General features: G+C 65.3%; 19 protein-coding genes. 14 read left to right on the top strand and 5 right to left on the bottom strand.

Features of this window, described 5'->3' with window-relative positions:
- The first annotated feature begins 7 nt into the window (after window positions 1-7).
- The 3 genes from L0V05_RS07450 to L0V05_RS07440 all read left to right on the top strand — a co-directional run bounded on the left by L0V05_RS07450 (window position 8) and on the right by L0V05_RS07440 (window position 3,039).
- A complete protein-coding gene (locus tag L0V05_RS07450; RefSeq protein ID WP_234869489.1) occupies window positions 8-745 on the top strand; it encodes an ABC transporter permease in 738 nt (245 codons plus the stop codon).
- Window positions 742-1,518 (top strand): ABC transporter permease, encoded by a 777-nt coding sequence (locus L0V05_RS07445; RefSeq protein ID WP_234869488.1) that lies wholly within the window; start codon window positions 742-744, stop codon window positions 1,516-1,518. Before L0V05_RS07450 ends, L0V05_RS07445 begins: the two co-directional genes overlap by 4 nt.
- Window positions 1,519-1,611: 93 nt before the next feature.
- Window positions 1,612-3,039, top strand: coding sequence for an arylsulfatase B (locus tag L0V05_RS07440; RefSeq protein ID WP_234869487.1), 1,428 nt, complete (start codon window positions 1,612-1,614; stop codon window positions 3,037-3,039).
- A gap of 3 nt (window positions 3,040-3,042) precedes the next feature.
- Here L0V05_RS07440 and L0V05_RS07435 read toward each other — a convergent pair whose 3' ends face one another.
- A complete protein-coding gene (locus L0V05_RS07435) occupies window positions 3,043-4,017 on the bottom strand; it encodes a GlxA family transcriptional regulator (protein WP_234869486.1) in 975 nt (324 codons plus the stop codon).
- Between the two features lie 69 nt (window positions 4,018-4,086).
- Between L0V05_RS07435 and bcoG the strand changes: the two genes are divergently transcribed.
- The 11 genes from bcoG (at window position 4,087) to L0V05_RS07380 (ending at window position 15,479) form a co-directional block, all read left to right on the top strand.
- Window positions 4,087-5,001, top strand: a complete 915-nt coding sequence (gene bcoG / locus L0V05_RS07430; RefSeq protein ID WP_234869485.1) for a 3-dehydrocarnitine:acetyl-CoA trimethylamine transferase BcoG — start codon at window positions 4,087-4,089, stop codon at window positions 4,999-5,001.
- A complete protein-coding gene (locus L0V05_RS07425) occupies window positions 4,998-5,534 on the top strand; it encodes a lipocalin family protein (RefSeq protein ID WP_234869484.1) in 537 nt (178 codons plus the stop codon). Before bcoG ends, L0V05_RS07425 begins: the two co-directional genes overlap by 4 nt.
- Before the next feature lie 168 nt (window positions 5,535-5,702).
- Window positions 5,703-7,166, top strand: coding sequence for a carnitine 3-dehydrogenase (locus tag L0V05_RS07420; protein ID WP_234869483.1), 1,464 nt, complete (start codon window positions 5,703-5,705; stop codon window positions 7,164-7,166).
- A gap of 1 nt (window position 7,167) precedes the next feature.
- On the top strand, window positions 7,168-7,923 hold the full coding sequence (locus L0V05_RS07415) for an SDR family oxidoreductase (protein WP_234869482.1): 756 nt from the start codon (window positions 7,168-7,170) through the stop codon (window positions 7,921-7,923).
- Window positions 7,924-7,932: 9 nt separating this feature from the next.
- Window positions 7,933-9,096 carry an acyl-CoA dehydrogenase family protein gene (locus tag L0V05_RS07410; protein WP_234869481.1) on the top strand — a complete coding sequence of 388 codons (1,164 nt, stop codon included), beginning with the start codon at window positions 7,933-7,935 and terminating at the stop codon, window positions 9,094-9,096.
- A gap of 3 nt (window positions 9,097-9,099) precedes the next feature.
- Window positions 9,100-9,399: an Rdx family protein gene (locus L0V05_RS07405; protein WP_234869480.1), complete on the top strand. Its 300-nt coding sequence runs from the start codon at window positions 9,100-9,102 to the stop codon at window positions 9,397-9,399.
- Window positions 9,400-9,732: 333 nt separating this feature from the next.
- Complete coding sequence (locus tag L0V05_RS07400) at window positions 9,733-11,736, top strand: acetate--CoA ligase family protein (protein ID WP_234869479.1); 2,004 nt, start codon at window positions 9,733-9,735, stop codon at window positions 11,734-11,736.
- Window positions 11,733-12,536, top strand: coding sequence for a carnitinyl-CoA dehydratase (locus L0V05_RS07395; protein ID WP_234869478.1), 804 nt, complete (start codon window positions 11,733-11,735; stop codon window positions 12,534-12,536). The genes L0V05_RS07400 and L0V05_RS07395 overlap by 4 nt, the downstream gene beginning before the upstream one ends.
- Window positions 12,537-12,719: 183 nt before the next feature.
- Window positions 12,720-13,139, top strand: a complete 420-nt coding sequence (locus L0V05_RS07390) for a DUF1810 domain-containing protein (RefSeq protein ID WP_234869477.1) — start codon at window positions 12,720-12,722, stop codon at window positions 13,137-13,139.
- Window positions 13,140-13,253: 114 nt separating this feature from the next.
- Complete coding sequence (locus tag L0V05_RS07385; protein ID WP_234869476.1) at window positions 13,254-14,870, top strand: GMC family oxidoreductase; 1,617 nt, start codon at window positions 13,254-13,256, stop codon at window positions 14,868-14,870.
- A 180-nt stretch (window positions 14,871-15,050) separates the two neighbouring features.
- Window positions 15,051-15,479 (top strand): hypothetical protein, encoded by a 429-nt coding sequence (locus tag L0V05_RS07380; RefSeq protein ID WP_234869475.1) that lies wholly within the window; start codon window positions 15,051-15,053, stop codon window positions 15,477-15,479.
- A 59-nt stretch (window positions 15,480-15,538) separates the two neighbouring features.
- Here the strand turns inward: L0V05_RS07380 and L0V05_RS07375 are convergent, their stop codons facing one another.
- The 4 genes from L0V05_RS07375 to L0V05_RS07360 all read right to left on the bottom strand — a co-directional run bounded on the left by L0V05_RS07375 (window position 15,539) and on the right by L0V05_RS07360 (window position 19,578).
- Window positions 15,539-15,745 (bottom strand): cold-shock protein, encoded by a 207-nt coding sequence (locus L0V05_RS07375; protein WP_108436549.1) that lies wholly within the window; start codon window positions 15,743-15,745, stop codon window positions 15,539-15,541.
- Window positions 15,746-15,985: 240 nt separating this feature from the next.
- The gene (gene cysK, locus L0V05_RS07370; protein WP_234869474.1) at window positions 15,986-17,059 is read right to left on the bottom strand and encodes a cysteine synthase A; all 1,074 of its coding nucleotides are present in this window, start codon (window positions 17,057-17,059) and stop codon (window positions 15,986-15,988) included.
- Window positions 17,060-17,078: 19 nt separating this feature from the next.
- Window positions 17,079-18,572: a pyridoxal phosphate-dependent decarboxylase family protein gene (locus tag L0V05_RS07365; protein ID WP_234869473.1), complete on the bottom strand. Its 1,494-nt coding sequence runs from the start codon at window positions 18,570-18,572 to the stop codon at window positions 17,079-17,081.
- A 217-nt stretch (window positions 18,573-18,789) separates the two neighbouring features.
- A complete protein-coding gene (locus L0V05_RS07360; protein ID WP_234869472.1) occupies window positions 18,790-19,578 on the bottom strand; it encodes an enoyl-ACP reductase FabI in 789 nt (262 codons plus the stop codon).
- Between the last annotated feature and the right edge of the window lie 15 nt (window positions 19,579-19,593).

Genomic DNA, 19,593 nt, shown 5'->3' with positions numbered 1-19,593 from the left:
TCCGGCCATGATGCCCCTTGCGGCCATGGCCGCATCGCCCTTCGAACTCCTGGCGCTGTCCCCTCCCGGCTGGGGGGGGACACTGCTGCTCGGCCTCGCCAACACGATGGTCATTGCGGTCGGGGCCTATGCGCTCGGGCTGGCGATTGGCATCATGGGCGCCTTCGGCAAGCTCTATGGTGGGCCGATCACCCGCGACCTGCTGGCCGTCTACACGACCATCGTCCGGGCGGTTCCCGAACTCGTCCTGATCCTGATCCTGTTCTATGCCGTGCCGGGTCTCATCAATGAAATCCTGATCGGGCTGGGGCATGAACGCATCGTGCTGCCGCCGCTCATAACCGGTATAGCCGTCCTGGGCGTGGTGCAGGGCGCCTATTCGACCGAAGTGCTGCGCGGGGCCATCCAGGCCGTGCCGCACGGCCAGATCGAGGCTGCCCGCGCCATGGGCATGACGCCCATGCTGACCGCCCGGCGCATCACCCTTCCATTGATGACCTCGAACGCCATTCCGGGCCTTGCGAACCTCTGGCTGAACGCCACCAAGGATACCGCGCTTCTGGCCGTGATCGGCTTTTCCGAGCTCACCAAGGCCACCTATCAGGCTGCGGCGACGACCAAGGCCTTCTTCACCTTCTATTTGGCCGCCATGGCGCTGTATCTCGCCATCTCGCTGCTCTCGACCGTGCTGTTCGGCCGGATCGAGAAATGGGCGCGCCGCGGGCAGAGGGTCATGAGCAGATGACGGATTTCCTTAAGCCCCATCGCATCGTGATGATCGCAATCGCGGTCGCTCTGGTGCTGGCCTGCATATTCCTGCTCAACTGGTCCTGGCTCGAGAATCCCAAGTACCAGACGCTGATCCTGCAAGGCATCTGGCGCACGATCTGGATCACCATCGTCACGATGGTGATCGGGATGCTGCTGGCGATCCCCATCGGTCTGGCCCAGGCCGCCGGTCCCTGGTACCTCGCCGTCCCCGCACGGGTGTTCTGCACCGTCATCCGCGGCACGCCGCTGCTGATGCAACTCTGGCTTCTCTACTACGGCCTCGGCTCGCTTTTCCCCTCGATCCCCTGGATCCGCGAGTCCGATCTCTGGCCGCTGTTGCGGCAGGCCTGGCCCTATGCGGTGGTGGCGCTGTCGCTGTCGGTGGCAGGCTATGAGGGCGAGGTGATGCGAGGCGCCTTCAAGGGCGTGCCGCATGGTCAGCTCGAAGCCGCCAGGGCGATGGGCATGCCGCGCTTCACGGCCCTGCGCCGCATCTGGCTGCCACAGGCAATCCACCGCGTCCTGCCGACGATCGGCGGCGAGACGGTGCTTCAGCTGAAGGCGACGCCGCTGGTCTCGACCATCACGGTCATGGAGATCTATGCGGTGGTCGGCCGGATCCGGCAGGACACCTTCATCATCTACGAACCGCTCCTGTTCCTCGCCGCTGTTTACATGTGCCTGACAGGGCTGATCGTGCTCCTTTACCGCTGGTTCGAAGGCCGGATGCCCAAGCGGGTCGCCTGACGTGGCGATCGGCCCTCACGCTGCGTTGCATTGACGGTGCTGCCAGCCGGTGGCAGGTTCCGCGCCATCGAGCACAACAAGAATGGTGACCCCATGTCAGTCCTCCCCGTTGCCGGCCGCGTTCTTGGCCGTCTTTTCGGAGTAGCTTGCGCCCTTGGTGTGGCGCAGGCCGCCGCCCAGGATGCGCCGCGACCGAACATCGTCTACATCGTCGCCGACGACCTTGGCTATGCCGATACGGGCTACCAGGGCTCGTCGATTCCGACGCCAACGCTCGATGAACTTGCCAAGACCGGCGCGGAACTGACCAATTTCTACGTCCAGCCGATGTGCACGCCCACGCGGGCCGCGCTGATGACCGGCCGCTATCCGCTGCGCTATGGCCTGCAGATCGGCGTGATCCCCGGTGCTGGCACCTATGGCGTACCGCTGGACGAATACATGCTGCCGCAGATGCTCAAGGATGCCGGCTACCACACCGCGATGGTGGGCAAGTGGCACCTCGGCCATGCTGACGCCAACATGTGGCCGATGCAGCGGGGCTTTGAAAGCTTTTACGGCGCGACCGTGGGCGAGATCGACCATTTCACCCATGAATCGCATGGCGTTCCGGACTGGTATCGCGGCAACGAGCCGGTGGTGGAGGCCGGCTACGACAACATCCTGTTCGGTGACGAGGCGGTGAAGGTGATCAAGGAACAGGATGGCAAGGAGCCGTTCTTCCTCTACCTCGCCTTCACGGCCCCCCACACGCCCTATCAGGCGCCCAAGGAGTATCTGGACCGCTTCCCCGACATCAAGGACCCGAACAAGCAGGCCTATGCCGCGATGGTGGCCGTCGTCGATGACCAGGTCGGTCGCGTCGTCAAGGCGCTCGATGAGAAGGGGATGCGGGACAACACGCTGATCGTCTTCCACAGCGACAATGGCGGCGTGGTCAACTCGCTTTTTGCCGGAGATACCAAGGTCGAGGGCGGGCTTCCCGCCTCGAACGCGCCGCTGCGCGACGGCAAGGGCACGATCTACGAGGGCGGGACCAAGGTCGCGGCGCTGGCCAACTGGCCCGACCATGTGAAGCCAGGGAAGCATGACGGGCTGATGCATGTCGTCGACATGTTCCCGACGCTGGCCGATCTGGCCGGCGGCAGCACGGCAAAATCCAAGCCGCTCGACGGGATGGACATGTGGCCAGTCATCGCCGATGGCGCGACGTCGCCGCGCACCGAGATTGTCTACAACGTCGATCCGCTGATGGGCGCGGTCCGCGAAGGCGACTGGAAGCTCGTCTGGAAAGCGTCGCTGCCCCCCGCGATCGAGCTGTTCAACCTCAAGGACGATCCGGCGGAGGCGACCAATCTTGCAGCCGAAATGCCGTCCGAGGTTGCTGACCTGCAGGCCCGGATCATCGAGCTTTCAACCCAGATGGCACCGCCCCAACTCATCATGGAAGCAATCCGTCTGACCTTCTATGCCCCACCCGTGTCGGGTGATCCGTCGGTGCTGCTCAATCAGGGCGACTGACCGTCAGGCGATGGCCCGCCGCTGATCGAGCGGGCTTATCCCGAAGCGGCGACGGAAGGCCCGCGAAAAGGCCGAGGGCGAGGAAAAGCCTGTCCGCAGCGCCACCTCCTGCACGGGGTGGCGCGTATCCACCAGCATCCGCCGCGCTGCCTGAAGGCGCAGGTCGAGCGCGTGCTGCCCCGGCGTGGTGCCGAGCGTGTCGCGGAACAGCCCCTCCAGCCTCCGCGTCGAGATGCCGATGGCGCGGGCGGTGCGGGCGGCCGGTTCCGGCGCGTCGATCCGCGCCTCCATCCGGGCGATGGCGGCCGCCACCCGCGGGTCGAGATGCGGATCTGGCGTCGGCGGGCTCGTCTGCGGCTCCGATCCGTCGCGCGCGGTGGTGATGAAACTTGCGGCGACCTGCAGGGCGAGGGCGGCGCCATAGCGCGCGCGGATCAGGTGCAGCATGAGATCGGCGGCGGGGGCTGCCCCTCCGGCCGTGAAGCGGGCGCCGGAGATGACGAAGCGGTCCGGCACCACATCCACCTGCGGATGGGCGGCGGCGAAATCCTCCAGATCCTCCCAATGCACCGTCGCACGATGGCCGTCGAGCAGACCGGCGCGGGCCAGAACCCACGACCCGGCATCGATCCCGCCGATCGCCCGGAACCGCGGCGCGATCCGGCGGATGTCACGGATCAGCGGACCTGTCGCCACCTCCGCCTGACGAAAACCAGCGATGACGACCAGCGCATCGGCCCCCTCGGCCGAGGCGAGCGGCCCGCTTGAGGGCAGCTTGATCCCGCAGGTCAGCGGCACCGACACCCCGTCGGGCGAGATCACCCGCCAGCGAAACCGCTCCTCGCCCAGATGCCGGTTCGCCGACCTCAGCGGGTCCAGCGTCGAGGCCACTTCCAGGATCGAGGCATGCGGCAGAACCAGAACGGCAAGCGAAAGCGGCTCGCGCGAGGGTGAGAAGATGTTTGCGCTTTTTGTCATGTCGATTGCGTAAATCGCACGGCACGGCGGCGCAAGCCCGCATAACGTGACGTGAAACAGGAGGAACCCATGCCGCTGACCATGAACCGCGAGGTCTTCATCACCTGTGCCGTGACCGGATCGGGTGGCACGCAGGACCGCAGCCCGCATGTGCCGCGCAGCCCCGCCCAGATCGCCGAAAGCGCCATCGCCGCTGCCAAGGCGGGTGCGGCTGTCGTGCATTGCCACGTGCGCGACCCCGAAACCGGCAAGCCCGCCCGCGACCCCGCGCTCTACCGCGAAGTGACCGAACGCATCCGCGACTCGGCGACCGACGTGGTTCTGAACCTGACAGCCGGGATGGGCGGCGACCTGATGTTCGACGGCACCGAGGCGATGAACCGCATGTCGCAGAAATCCGACATGGCCGGCGCGACCGAACGGGTCGCCCATGTCGTCGAATGCCAGCCCGAGATCTGCACGCTCGACTGCGGCACGATGAACTTCAACGAAGCCGACTACGTGATGGTCAACACGCCTGGGCTTCTGCGCGACATGGCCAAGCGCATGGTTGCCTCGGGCACGCGGATCGAGATCGAGGCTTTCGACACCGGCCATCTGTGGCTGGCCAAGCAACTGGCCGAAGAGGGGATCATTCCTGACCCGGTTCTGGTGCAGCTGTGCATGGGCGTTCCGTGGGGCGCGCCGGACGACCTGAACACCTTCCTCGCAATGGTCAACAACGTGCCGAAATACTGGCACTGGTCGGCCTTCGCTCTTGGCCGCCACCAGATGCCCTATGTCGCGGCGGCGGTTCTGGCGGGCGGCAACGTGCGGGTCGGTCTGGAAGACAACTTGTGGCTCGACAAAGGGGTGCTGGCGACCAATGCTCAACTGGTCGAGCGCGCCGTCACCATCATCGAGAATCTCGGCGCCCGGGTGATCGGGCCGGAAGAGGTGCGGGCGCGGCTCAAGCTGAGCAAACGTGGAGTCCGAACCTCATGAAACTGACCGTCGCCGTCTTGACCCTGGCCCTGACCGCCACGACCGCTTGCGCACCCTTCTGGCCCTCGAACCGCTGGGCGGGCAAGCCGATGTTTACTGTCTCGAACCTTCAGCCGGGGCAGCTGGCAGGGACCTGGTATCAGGTGGCGAGCTTCCCGCAGGAGTTCCAGCGCGGCTGCGGCCTGACGACGGCGACCTATACGCCGCGCGAAGACGGAACGGTCGGCGTGCTGAACCAGTGTGAGGTGAAGGGTCAGCCCGGTCATGTCTGGCAGATCGCCGGCACGGCGCGACTGGTCGGCCCTGGCCAGTTCAAGGTCCGTCTGGACGGGGTGCCAGTTCCTGCAGGCTACTGGGTCCTCGACATCTCGCGGGACGGGCGCACGATCATTGTCGGCAACCCGAACCGCCTTGGCGGCTGGGTGCTGAGCCGCGACCGGTCATTCTCGCCCCAGCAGTGGGATCGTGCGGTCGAGGTCTTTGCTCGCAACGGTTATGACGTGGCGGCGCTGCAGCGCAGCCCGCTGAAATAAAGACAGACGGGGAGGGGGCATGGAGACATATCGCGCCGCCGGCTTGCCCGGCACCCGACCCCGCTCTCGCCTGCGCCAGACTGGCCTTTCGAGCCACCCGAACCCCCGCCGCCGCAGCCCGACCGCCGGGGCGGCCAATCCTCGCTTGACCTTACGAAGAGCAACCAAATGACCAAGAACCGGAAGGCCGCGATCATCGGCGGCGGCGTCATCGGCGGCGGCTGGGCCGCGCGCTTCCTGCTGAACGGCTGGGACGTGGCGGTGTTCGACCCCGATCCCCAGGCCGAGCGCAAGATCAACGAGGTCCTCGCGAACGCCCGCGCCGCGCTGCCCGCGCTGTTCGATGTGCCGATGCCCAAGGAAGGCAAGCTGTCCTTCGCATCGACCATGAGCGAAGCCGTGGAAGGTGCTGAATATGTGCAGGAATCCGTCAGCGAGCGAATCGAGCTGAAGCACAAGGTCTATGCCCAGCTCCAGCAGGCCAATCCCGGCGTGCTGATCGGCTCCTCGACCAGCGGATTCAAGGCGTCGGACCTTCAGAAGGGCTCGCCGGCGCCGGAAAACATCATCGTCGCCCACCCATTCAACCCCGTCTACCTGCTGCCCCTGTCCGAGGTTTCCGGCTCGGACAAGAACTCGCCCGAAACCGTCGCCAAGACCGTGCAGATCATGAAGGACATCGGGATGTTCCCGCTGGTGATCCGCAAGGAGATCGACGCCTTCCTCGGCAACCGCTTCCTCGAAGCGGTCTGGCGTGAGGCGCTGTGGATGCTCAAGGACGGTGTCGCCACGACCGAGGAAATCGACGAGGCGATCCGCATGGGTTTCGGCCTCCGTTGGGGCCAGATGGGCCTGTTTGAAACCTACCGCATCGCCGGCGGCGAAGCGGGGATGCGCCACTTCATGGCCCAGTTCGGCCCGGCGCTGAAATGGCCCTGGACCAAGCTCATGGACGTGCCGGAGTTCAACGAGGAACTCGTGGACCTGGTGGCGAACCAGTCCGACGCGCAGTCGGGTGCATATGGCATCCGCGAACTCGAACGCATCCGCGACAGCAACCTCGTCGGCTTCATGCGGGCGCTCAAGGACCGCGACTGGGGCGCTGGACGAGTGCTGAAGGAGCATGATGCGCGTCTGGCCGAGCAGTTGCGGGCAGCCCCGACCGCCTTCGGTGCGCCGCTCGTGATGGCGCAGATGCAGGTCCTGCCGGGCTGGATCGACTACAACGGCCACATGACCGAAAGCCGCTACCTCTACGCGGCCTCCGAGACCTGCGACAACTTCCTGCGCCTGATCGGCGCCGACATGGACTATGTTGCCGGAGGCCACAGCTACTACACCGCCGAAAGCCACATCCTGCACAAGGGCGAGGCCAAGCTCGGCGACCGGCTGACGGGCACGCTGCAGGTGCTGCACGCCGACGAGAAGCGGCTGCACCACTACATCACCATCCGGCGCGGCGAGGACGTCGTGGCCACGGTCGAGCAGATGTGTCTGCATGTCGACATGAAGGCCGGCAAAACCTGCCCGGCAGTCCCCGAGGTGTTGGCCAAGCTCCTGCCGATCTTCGAGGCGCACAAGGCGCTGCCCAGACCGGCCGATGCCGGTCGCGCAATCGGCATGAAACGCTGACATGGCACAGCGGGTCGTCATCACCGCCGGAGCGGCGGGGATCGGTCTGGCGATGGCGAAGGCTTTCGCCGGGATCGGCGCCCGCGTTCGGGTGACCGATGTCGACGCGGGAGCTCTTGCCGACCTGCCGGAGGGGATCGAGGGCCGCCAGGTCGATGCCGCGAATGAAGAGCAGATGGAAGCCTTCTTCGCCGAGATTGCCCGCGACTGGGGCGGCGTTGACGTCGTCTGCGCCAATGCCGGGATCAAGGGGCCGACCGCCGCGGTGGCCGACATGGATCTGGGCGAGTGGCACCAGTGCCTGTCGGTCAACCTTGATGGCGCACTGCTCGCGGCGAAACACGCCGCGCGGCTGATGGTGCCGCAGAAATCGGGCGTGGTCATCTTCACCTCCTCCACTTCAGGCCTCTACGGCACGCCCTTCCGCGCGCCTTACGTCGCGGCGAAGTGGGGAGTCATCGGCCTGATGAAGACCGTGGCGATGGAGCTTGGCCCCCATGGCATCCGCGCCAATGCCATCTGCCCCGGCAGCGTCAACGGCCCCCGGATCGACCGGGTGATCGAGGCCGAAGCCGCCGCCAAGGGCATGACCCCGGACGCCGTGCGCGAAGGCTATGCCTCGGGCACCGCCTTGAAACGGCTGTCCGACCCCGAGGATGTGGCGGCGATGGCGCTGTTCCTCGCCTCCGACGCGGCGCGCATGGTCTCGGGCCAAGCGCTGGCGGTGGACGGCATGACCTACAACGTTGACCCCTGAGGTGACCAAATGGATTTCGGCCTGACCGAAGAGCAGAAGATGATCGTCGAGACGACGCGGAGCTTCGTCGAGACCGAGCTTTACCCGCACGAGATCGAGGTGGAGCGTAGCGGCAAGCTGCCGATAGAGCTCATCAAGGAGCTGCAGAAGAAGGCGATGGAGGCGGGCCTCTACGCCGCCAACATGCCGGCCGAGGTCGGCGGCGCGGGCCTCGATACCTTGTCCTGGCTGCTTTACGAAAAGGAACTCGGCCGGGCGAACTATGCGCTGCACTGGACCTGCGTAGCGCGGCCCTCGAACATCCTGCTCGCCGGCACGCCAGAGCAGCGCGAAAAATACCTGATGCCCTGCATTCGGGGCGAAACCTGGGACTGCCTCGCCATGACCGAACCCGGCGCCGGGTCGGACCTGCGCGGCATGAAGGCCTCGGCCCGGCAGGACGGCGAAGACTGGATCCTGAACGGCACCAAGCACTTCATCAGCCATGCCGATATCGCGGGCTTCGCCATCTGCTTCATGGCGAGCGGAGAAGAGGACACGCCGCGCGGCAAGAAGAAGCTCATCACCGCCTTCTTCGTCGACAAGGGCACCCCGGGCTTCACCGTCCGCGAGGGGTACCGCAACGTCAGCCACCGCGGCTACACCAACGCCGTTCTTGAATTCGACGACGTGCGCATCCCCAAGGATCAGGTGCTGGGCGAGGTCCACAAGGGCTTCGAGGTGGCAAACACCTGGCTCGGCGCGACGCGCCTGCAGGTCGCCTCGACCTGCCTCGGCCGCGCCGACCGTGCGCTCGGCCATGCCCTCTCCTATGCCGCCGAGCGCAAGCAGTTCGGCCAGCAGATCGGCAAGTTCCAGGGGATATCCTTCAAGCTCGCCGACATGGCACTGGCGCTGAAGGCCGCGAACCTGCTGACCTGGGAGGCCGCCTGGAAGTTCGACCAGGGTACGGTGACCGAGGCCGACATGTCGATGGCCAAGCTCAAAGCGACCGAGGCGCTGGCCTTCATCGCCGACGAGGCGATCCAGATCCATGGCGGTATGGGCCTGATGGATGAACTGCCACTGGAGCGCATCTGGCGCGATGCGCGGGTCGAGCGGATCTGGGAAGGCACGTCAGAGATCCAGCGCCACATCATCAGCCGCGAACTCCTCCGCCCGCTCGGAGCCTGACCGATGGCGGCGCCCGCGATCACCATCAGCTACTGCGTCCAATGCAACTGGCTCCTCCGTGCGGGCTGGATGGCGCAGGAATTGCTGTCGAGCTTCGGCCCCGATCTCGGCTCGGTCTCGCTGGTGCCCGGCACCGGCGGGATCTTCGAGATCCGGATCGATGGCGCGGTGATCTGGGACCGCAAGCGCGATGGCGGTTTCCCCGATGCGGCCGAGTTGAAGCGCCGCGTGCGCGATGTGCTCTGGCCCGAGCGCGATCTGGGCCATCTGGATGGCCATGGCAAGGCGCCGCCGCGCCCTTGACCGGCCGCGAGCGGAGGCTGTCTGCCCCGTAGCCGATGGTTCTTGAACCGATGGCGAACCATCGACTACCCCCGAGGATATTTGTGAGCAGAAAATGCACGACGTGAACCGTAACCAATCCTTAAGCAGAATCGGACGAACTGACTGGGCGGTACAGGCGGGGACGCCGATGACCGCAGCGGGAAATGGCGTCCTGCCTCTTCGGGGGCAGGACGTTCCCCGTGGCTCCTTCCGCTCCATTTTCTGCTTTCAAATATCCTCGGGGGGTGAGCCCCGCAGGGGCGAGGGGGGCAGACGGCCCTCCTGCGACATCTCCGCTGAAGGAGGACGGGCATGACACGCGATCTCTCCCGCCTGCTCCGCCCAAGGTCCATTGCAGTTCTCGGCTCGAGCTGGGCGAAGAACGTCGTCGAGCAATGCCAGAAGATGGGCTTCGACGGCCCGGTCTGGCCCGTCCACCCGACTCGGGACGAGATTGGCGGCGTGAAGTGCTACCGCTCGCTTGGTGACCTGCCGGGCGTGCCCGACGCAACCTTCATCGGGGTGAACCGTCATGCGACGCTCGATGTGGTGGCGGAACTCGCGGCCATGGGGGCGGGCGGGGCGACCTGTTTCGCCAGCGGCTGGGAGGAGGCGGGCGAGGCCGACCTGCAGGCCAAACTCGTGGCGGCGGCGGGCGACATGCCGATCCTTGGCCCCAACTGTTATGGCGTCATCAACTACCTCGACGGTGCGCTTCTTTGGCCCGACCAGCATGGCGGCAAGCGGGTCGAGCGGGGCGTGGCTCTGCTCAGCCAGTCCTCGAATATCGTCATCAACCTGACCATGCAGAAGCGCGGCCTGCCGGTCGCCTATGTCGCCTGTCTGGGGAATGCCGCGCAGGTGGGTCTGTCGGAGCTTGCAGGTGCGCTGCTTGCAGACGAGCGGGTGACGGCGCTTGGCCTCTATATCGAGGGGATCGCCGATGCGCCCGCCTTTGCCGGACTGGTCGAGGCGGCGCGCAAGGCGGGCAAGGGCATCGTCGCGATCAAGTCGGGCAAGACCGAGCTGAGCCGCACTGCCGCCGCATCGCATACCGCGTCGCTGGCCGGGGGCGGGGCCGCATCGTCGGCCTTCCTGCGCCAGGCCGGCGTGGCCGAGGTCAACACGCTGTCCGAACTCCTCGAGACGCTGAAGATCTACCATGGCTATGGGCCGGGCCTTGGGACGCGGCTCTGCTCGTTGTCTTGCTCGGGCGGCGAGGCGGGGCTGGTGGCGGACTTGGCCGAGCCGGCCGGGATCGACTTTCCGCCGCCCTCCGACGCGCAGCGGCAGCGGCTGGGCGAGATCCTCGGGCCGATCGTCGCGATCGCCAACCCGCTTGACTACCACACCTTCATCTGGGGCGACGGGCCACGGACGACCGATGTCTTCACCACCATGCTCGCGGGCTATGACGCGGGCATCTACATCATCGACCCGCCGCGCCCCGACCGCTGCGACCCGGCTTGGTACCAGCCGGCGATGGACGCGATCGTGTCGGCGCACAAGACCACCGGCAAGCCGGCCTTCCCGGTGGCCTCGATTCCCGAGAACTTCGAGGAGGATCGGGCCGAGTGCATGATGGCGGACGGTGTGGTCACGCTGATGGGGCTGGAAAGCGCACTCGGCGCGATCAAGGCGGCGCAGACGCCCGCCGGACGTGCGGGCTGGAGGCCTTGGCCCGCTCCGCCGGAGGCGGCGAATGCGCAGCTGATGCCTGAGGGCGAGGCGAAGCTGAAGCTTGCGGCGGCTGGGGTGACGGTGCCCAAGGGCGTCTCGGCCCCCACGCTGGACGCGCTGAAGACCAAGGTCGGCGAGATCGCCGCGCCCTTCGCGCTGAAGGGCATGGGCTTTGCCCACAAGACCGAGGCCGGGGCGGTGCGCCTGGGGCTGGCCTCGCTTGACGGTCAGGCCGAGATGGCAGGCGCGACCGGCTACCTCGCCGAGGAGATGGTGACGGGGGCCGTGGGCGAGGTGCTGCTCGGCCTGCGCCGCGATCCGGTCTATGGCATGACCATCACCATCGGCATGGGCGGCGTTACCGCCGAGGTGCTGGCCGATACGGTCACTCTGGTTGCGCCGGTTACCGAGGATGAAGTTGCGGCGGCGCTGAAACGTCTGCGTCTCTGGCCGCTTCTGGACGGCTATCGCGGGCGCAAGCGCGCCGATGTGGCGGCCATCGTCCAGGCGGCGGTCCGGCTGCAGGAACTGATGGCGGTCGAACCGCATCTGAAGGAAATCGAGATCAACCCGCTGATGGTCCGCGAAAGCGGTGCCGTGGCGGTGGACGCAGTCATCTGGGAGGACCAGCCGTGAACGACCTCTTCTTTCCGACCGAAGGCCCAATCAAGACCCGGCGCGAGGGTGCGATCCTCGAGGTCACGCTCGACCGGCCCAAGGCCAACGCGATCGACCTCAAGACCAGCCGGATCATGGGGCAGGTGTTCCGGTCCTTCCGCGACGATGACAGCCTGCGCGTCGCGATCATCCGGGCCGAGGGCGAGAAATTCTTCTGCCCCGGCTGGGATCTGAAGGCTGCGGCCGATGGCGATGCCGTCGATGGCGATTATGGCGTGGGCGGTTTTGGGGGCCTGCAGGAACTGCCGAACCTCAACAAGCCGGTGATCGCGGCGGTGAACGGCATCTGCTGCGGCGGCGGTCTGGAGCTGGCGATCTCGGCCGACCTGATCCTGTGCTCGTCGAACGCGACCTTCGCGCTGCCGGAAATCCGGTCCGGCACGGTCGCCGATGCCGCTTCGATCAAGCTGCCGAAACGCATGCCCTACCATGTGGCGATGGACCTTCTGCTGACCGGGCGCTGGTTCGATGCGGAAGAGGCGCTGCGATGGGGGATCGTGAAGGAGATCACCGCGCCTGAGGACCTGCTGCCCAAGGCCTGGGAACTCGCGCGTCTTCTCGAAAGCGGGCCGCCGCTCGTTTACGCCGCGATCAAGGAAGTGGTGCGTGAGGCCGAGAACATGCGCTTCCAGGATGCCTTGAACCGCATCACCAAGCGGCAGATGCCGACGGTCGACAAGCTCTATTCGAGCGAAGACCAACTCGAAGGGGCGCGCGCCTTTGCCGAGAAGCGCGATCCGGTCTGGAAGGGGCGGTGATCCTATGACTTCGGCGTTTCCGGACGCAACGGTCGCGCCCGGAAACGAAGGAGCTCCTCGAACGATTGCCTTGGGAACAGTCCGCGTCTTTCCCTGTCGTCGCGGCTGGCAGGAGGAGGTCTTTGACTTCCTCCTCTTTTTTGTTGTGCTTGGTTCCGGATGGTTACCTCACCAGGGACAACCATGGCGATCGAGCGCTTTACCGTGGCACAGGACCGCATCTGGCCTGCGCCGCTGAATGAGCTTCGGGCAGGGCGGAAGGCGACCCACTGGATGTGGTTCGTCTTTCCGCAATTGGCGAGCCTTGGGCGCTCTGCCACCGCAAAGTTCTATGGCATCCGCGATCTGGCGGAAGCAGCGGAGTATCTCGACCATCCCATTCTTGGCGTGCGCCTTCTGGAGGCCACCGCGGCAATCCTGACGCATAAGGGGCGGACAGCCGAGGACATACTTGGCTTGGTTGATGCGATGAAGCTACGGTCCTGCATGACCCTGTTCGCTGCTCTGCCTGGAGCGCCTGAGGCTTTTGCGGCGGTGCTGAAGGGGTTTTACTCCGGTCAACCCTGTGAGCTCACCCTCGCGGAATTGGAAGCAGGCCGGTAGCGCCAGATTTGTCGTCTGGTCATGCGAGTTCCGCGACATTCTCTGTCGCTTTCCGCAAGGATTGCGAGCTTCCAGCCGCTAGTGTCACGGGCAACATGGCCAAGGGGCAATCAGGTGGACGGCGCGGATTACATCATCGTGGGTTCGGGATCGTCCGGCTCGGTCCTGGCTGAGCGGCTCAGCGCAGATGGCCGGACCAAGGTGCTGGTGATCGAGGCGGGCGGGACCGACCTGCGCTTTTTCGTCCATATGCCGCTTGGCTATGGCAAGCTCTTCTACGACCCGGCGGTGAACTGGCTCTACAAGACCGAACCCGATCCTGGCCTTGCCGGGAACCGGGATCACTGGCCGAGGGGGAAGATCCTCGGCGGGTCGTCCTCGATCAACGCAATGGTCTATATCCGCGGCCACCAGAGCGATTACGACGACTGGGAAGCCATCGCCGGCCCGGACTGGGGCTGGGAGCAGGTCCTGCCGGCCTACAAGGCGATGGAAGATACCGAGGCCGGCGGTGACGCCTGGCGGGGGAAGGGCGGGCCGCTGTTCATCTCGGCCAACCGGCGCGGCCTGCATCCGCTGGTCGAGCCCTATATCGCGGCCACCGAGGCGGCCGGTCTGCCCCGGGTCGAGGATTTCAACGGGCCAGAGCAGGAAGGCGTCGGCACCTATCAACTGACGGTCAAGGGCGGGCGGCGCAATTCGGCGGCGCGAGCCTTCCTGCGGCCCGCGATGAAACGGCCGAATGTCGAGGTGATGACCGGGACGCTGGTGACGCGCGTCGTGGTCGAGCAAGGCCGGGCGGTCGGGGTCGAAGTGGTTCGGGGTGGCGAGCGGAAGGTGATCCGCACGGCCGGCGAGGTGATCCTTGCCGGGGGCGCGATCAACTCGCCGCAACTGCTGCAACTGTCGGGGATCGGGCCGGGGGCGCTCTTACAAGGGCTGGGCATCCCGGTGCTGCGCGACAATCCCAATGTCGGCGCCAACCTGAACGACCACCAGGGGCTGAACTACACCTACCGGATGAAGGTGCCGACCTTGAACGACGAGTTGCGTCCGTGGTGGGGCAAGCTGAAGGTCGGGCTGCAATACCTGCTGACCGGCACGGGGCCGCTCTCGATGTCGATCAACCAGGGGGGCGGGTTCTTCCGCACCGATCCGTCGCAGCCGCGTCCGAACATGCAGCTTTATTTCCAGGCTTTCTCGACGCTGCTGCCGCGGGTGGGCGAACGGCCGATCCTGTCGCCCGACCCCTTCTCTGGCATGTCGATCGGCCTGTCGAACTGCCGCCCGACCAGCCGGGGCCATATCCGCATTCGCTCGCGCGATCCCGACCAGCATCCCGAAATCGTGGCGAATGCCTACTCTACCAATACCGACGTCGAGGAGATGCTGGCGGCGGTGAAGTTCATTCGCAAGATCGCCGCGCAGAAGCCGCTCGCCGACCTGATCGCCGAGGAACTGCGACCAGGTCCTGATTGCCGGACCGATGAGCAGCTGATCGCCGATTTCCGCGCCCGGTCCGGCACCGTCTACCATCCCTCCTGCACCTGCCGCATGGGGCGGGACCAGGCGACAGCGGTGGTTGATCCGGCGCTGCGGGTCTTCGGGGTCGAGGCGCTGCGGGTCTGCGATGCCTCGGCCTTCCCGACGCTGATCGGCGGCAATACCAACGCACCAGCAATGCTCATGGGATGGCGTGGGGCCGACGTGATCCGGGCAGGGCGCCACTAGAGTTTGCGCAACGCGGACAATCATTCAACCTTTACGCGATTGTTTCCCCGACTTCGCCACAATCTGGGCCAATTCCCCCATTTCACTGGCCGGGAATGACCTATTTCATCCAAGTTTCAGCCACCCTCACCGTTTAGGACTGTTGCTAATGCCGACGGGAATCGGCAGCGGAGCAATTTCATGCGGGCTATTCGTCATCAGGATCAGGACGGCGCGGGGCTGGTTGGCCTCGGTGCGCGCGTGCTGCTCCTGGCGCCCGCTGAGAATGAGGCCCTGTTTCGCCGCATTGCCGGTCTTGGCGGACGCGTCGATCACGAGGTTGAGCTTTACTCTGCGCTGGACGCGGTGATCAGCGATCCAGCGGACTGGGACTTGTTCGTTATGGATTGCGACGCCTTCGGTGGAATTGAGGCGGGGCGGCGCGCCTTTGCTATGCTGGGGATGGTGGCGGAACGGATGCCGATGATCCTGACCTCGGCCAGCTGCCAGACGCAGGAGTTTCCTGCCGATCGTCGCGCACCGATCCTGCTGCGCGCGCCTGCGACGGTGACGTCGCTGCGCGTGGGCATGGAACACGCCCTGCACAGCCGGCTGAACTTCCGGTTCTGAGTGCCGGAAATGAAAAAGCGGGCCGAAGCCCGCTTCTCGTGGAAACCTCGTGCAAAGGCTCAGGCGAGCGAGAGGTTCGTCGCCGATTCGCGACCGTCACGGCCGGCTTCGATGTCGAAGGTCACGGCTTGGCCGTCCTTCAGGCCACGCAGGCCGGCACGCTCGAGCGCGGTGATGTGAACGAACACGTCCTTCTTGCCGCCTTCCGGGGCAATGAAGCCGTAGCCTTTGGTTTCATTGAACCATTTCACGGTGCCCTTGGCCATCGTGAAGTCTCCTCTGGTCATGCCGCCCGCGGGACTGCGGCGGCCCGGCTAGTCAGTGCACGATCGAATGACTGCAGCCTGAACAGGAAGACAGTGGTCGATAGGATAACGTCGCGCAGCGAAAATGAGCAAAGACGGCCCCAAAGGCAAGCAAATTCGCGACAACGCGCCGCGCCAGAGCGATCAGAGACCGACGAGCCGGCGTGATTTCGCGGCTCGTCGACTGTCCTGCCGGCCAGTTCAGCCCATCTGGTAGCCGGGTGTCGAGCGCATCAGCGCGATCTCCTCTTCGTCCATCTCGGCCTCGATACCATCGAAAAGCGGCGTCGAAAGATACCGCTCGCCGGTGTCGGGCAACATGGCGAGGATGACCGATCCGGGCGCTGCCTTCTCGGCGATCTGCATGGCGATGGCAAAGGTTGACCCGCCTGAGATCCCGGTGAAGATGCCTTCCTTCTGTGCCAGCGCCTTGGCCCATTTGATGCCTTCGGGGCCGGGGACGGGGATCAACTCGTCATAGTATTTGCCGTCGATCGCCTCCTGAAGCACCCAGGGGATGAAATCGGGTGTCCAGCCCTGGATCGGATGCGGCTGGAACGACGGATGACTGGCCGCCGGCGCGTTCATCTTGCCCCGCGGCTGCCGCGTGCCGGACGAGACGAGCGCGGCATTGGCCGGTTCCGACAGCACGATCTTCACCTCGGGCCGCTCCTTGCGGAGGACGCGCGCCACCCCCGTCACCGTGCCGCCGGTGCCGTAGCCGGTCACGAAGTAATCGAGCTGCTTTCCTTTGAAATCATTGACGATCTCTCGTCCGGTCGTCGCCTCGTGAATGTCGGCATTGGCCGAGGTCTCGAACTGGCGGGCAAGGAACCAGCCGTTCTTTTCGGCAAGCTCAACCGCCTTGTTGTACATGCCCGTGCCCTTTTCGGCGCGGGGAGTAAGCACGACCTTGGCTCCGAGCATCCGCATCAGTTTTCGGCGTTCGATCGAAAAACTTTCGGCCATGGTCACGACCAGCGGATAGCCCTTTTGCGCGCAGACCAACGCAAGGCCAATCCCGGTATTGCCGCTCGTGGCCTCGACCACGGTCTGGCCGGGTTTCAGCGCGCCGCTGCGTTCGGCTTCCTCGATGATGTTCAGAGCCAGCCGGTCCTTGACCGAGGCGCCCGGATTGAAGAACTCGGCCTTGACGTAGACCGTAACCCCTTCGGGGGCGAGGTTGTTGATCCGGACGACCGGCGTATCGCCGACCGTGTCGAGAATGCTGTCGAACAGCCGCCCGCGCCCCTTTGTGGTCCTTGGTCCGCTCATGCTTGCCTCCCTTGGCGCTTCAGGCAGACGCGCCCTGCGCGTCGCCGGTCAGCGAATAGATCTCCCGGCCCAGTCGCCGGATTTCGTTCACCAGCAGGTCAAGATCGTCGCGCCGTGTGCGATGGTTGACGATGGCGACACGCAGGCAGTGACGGCCATGCACCGTGGTGTCTGACGGCACGGCAATTCCCTGTTCCTGAAGCCGCAGCATGATCTCGATATTCAGCGCGCGCAACTCCGCCTCGCTTGCTTGACCCGGATTGAATCGTAAGGTGACGATGTTGATGATCGTCGGCGCAATACGCTCCATGAGGGGCTCACGGTCGATCAGGGCAGAGAGATACTGCGCCAGATCGATGGACTGGTCGATAAGCCGTCCGAACCGGGCTGCGCCATGTTCCTTGATCGCCATCCAGACCTTGAGAGCTCGGAAGCCGCGCGACAGTTGCAGGCCGTAGTCGGCAAGAAACTCGCCCGAGGCGACACCGCGCGGGCGCTCTTCCAGATATTCGCCATGATGGACGAAGGTGGTGCGGTGCAGCGCACCATCGCGCACGAGGATGCAGCCGACGTCGAACGGGGCCTGAAGCCATTTGTGTGGATCGAGTGCGATCGAATCCGCCAGTTCAATCCCCAGGACCAGGTCGCGGTGCTCTGGCGCCATCGCAATCAGTGCGCCGATGCAGCCGTCGACATGCATCCACAGACCCTCGCGGTCGCAAAGCGCCCTGACTGCGCGCAGATCGTCCATCGAGCCGGTGTTGACCGTCCCGGCGGTTGCGATGACGCAGGCCGGTTGCAACCCTGCCGCCCGGTCCTCGGCGATCGCCAGCTCCAGCGCGGCAATGTCCAGCCGCAGGTCGGGGCCCGTCGCTATCTTGCGCAGGGCGCGCTCGCCCAGGCCAAGCACACCCATCGCCTTGTCAGAGGCGTGATGAACCTGGTCAGAAGCGTAGTAGCGCAGCGGCCGTTGGATCGCCGCAACGCCATCCAGACGCACATCGACGCCGGCCATGACATTCCGTGCGACTGTCAGACCGATCAGGTTGGCGACCGAACCGCCACTTGTGAGCGTGCCGCTTGATCCCTCCGGCAGGTTGATGATCTGGCGAAACCAGTCGATCACCTGAGTTTCAACGAGGTTCGCTGCCGTATCGCCGCCACCGAGATTTGATGCGTCGATCGCGGCAAGGAAATCCGCAAGCGCGCCGGTGAAGTTCGACCCGCCCATGTACCAAGCCAGGAAGCGCGGATGCTTGTTGCCCATCGCATAGGGCAGAACCTGAGCGAGGAATTGATCGTAGACCTCTTCGAGTGGTTGCCCGTCAACGGGGACCCCGCCCTTGAAAGCGGCACGCACTGCGTCTGGCATCGGTTGCCAGACCGGCGCTTCGCGCAGGCTGGCCAAATGGTGGGTGGCGTCGTCGATCATCCGGCGGCCCAGGGCGCGCGCCTGCGCCCAATCGTCGGGATCCAGCGACTGTTCCGATGTCGGCAGAGCAGAATCGGGCATCGTTCCCCCCCTCGGTCCGGTATGTGGCACGGGCTTCGACTGGAACAGAACGGGCGTCACGTCAGCATCAACGGGCGGGACCGTGGCGTCCTGTAGCCAACCCTAGCACAGTCTGGGGAAGATTCGATGGTTCGCTTTGGCGAGGGAGGCGATGCCCGAACGGCCTGCCTGCGGGGAGCGTGTCTTCTTCCAAGGTTTAGTGAAGTAAATCAGTTTGTTACAGGTTTTCGGCCTGCGGCATGCCAAGGACATGGAACCCGCCATCGACATGCACGACCTCGCCCGTAGTGAAGGCACCGTAATCCGAAGCCAGCCAGACGGCCGTGCCGCCCACTGCTTCGAGCGTCGCGTTCGAACGAAGCGGCGCATTCGACTCGGTGTGGCGGAAGGTCGCCCGCGCGCCGCCAATGGCGGCACCGGCGAGTGTCTTCATCGGACCCGGAGAAATCGCGTTGACGCGGATCTTTTGCGGGCCGAGGTCATTGGCCAGATAGCGTACCGAGCTTTCAAGGGCGGCCTTCGCCACACCCATCACGTTGTAGTTCGGCGTCACACGGTTTGAGCCCTGGAAGGTCAGAGTCAAGAGCGTGCCGCCCTCGGGCATCAGCTCTGCCGCACGTCGGGAAACGTCGATGAAGCTGTAGCAGGAGATGCTGAGCGAGTTGCGGAAGTTCTCGCGGCTGGTGTTGATGAAACGCCCCGTCAATTCGTTCTTGTCCGAATAGGCGATGGCATGGACGAGAAAGTCGATCGTGCCCCACCGCTCCTTGAGCGCGGCAAAGCAGGCGTCGAGCGAGGCGTCATTCATCACATCGACATCGACAAGGAAATCCGACCCGACCGAAGCTGCGAGCGGTTCCACCCGCTTGCCGAAGGCCTCGCCCTGATATGAAAAGGCCAGTTCCGCCCCCTCGGCCGCAAGGGCACTGGCGATGCCCCAGGCGATAGAGCGGTCGTTCGCGACGCCCATGACGAGCCCGCGCTTGCCTTTCATCAGGTCAGCCATTCCGTCCGTCCCCCT

It is taken from the genome of Alitabrizicola rongguiensis, from assembly GCF_021491355.1.
GTDB classification, from domain to species: domain Bacteria; phylum Pseudomonadota; class Alphaproteobacteria; order Rhodobacterales; family Rhodobacteraceae; genus Aliitabrizicola; species Aliitabrizicola rongguiensis.
Note: the sequence above shows the minus strand (reverse complement) of the source record. Positions and strands in the feature narration are given on the sequence as shown.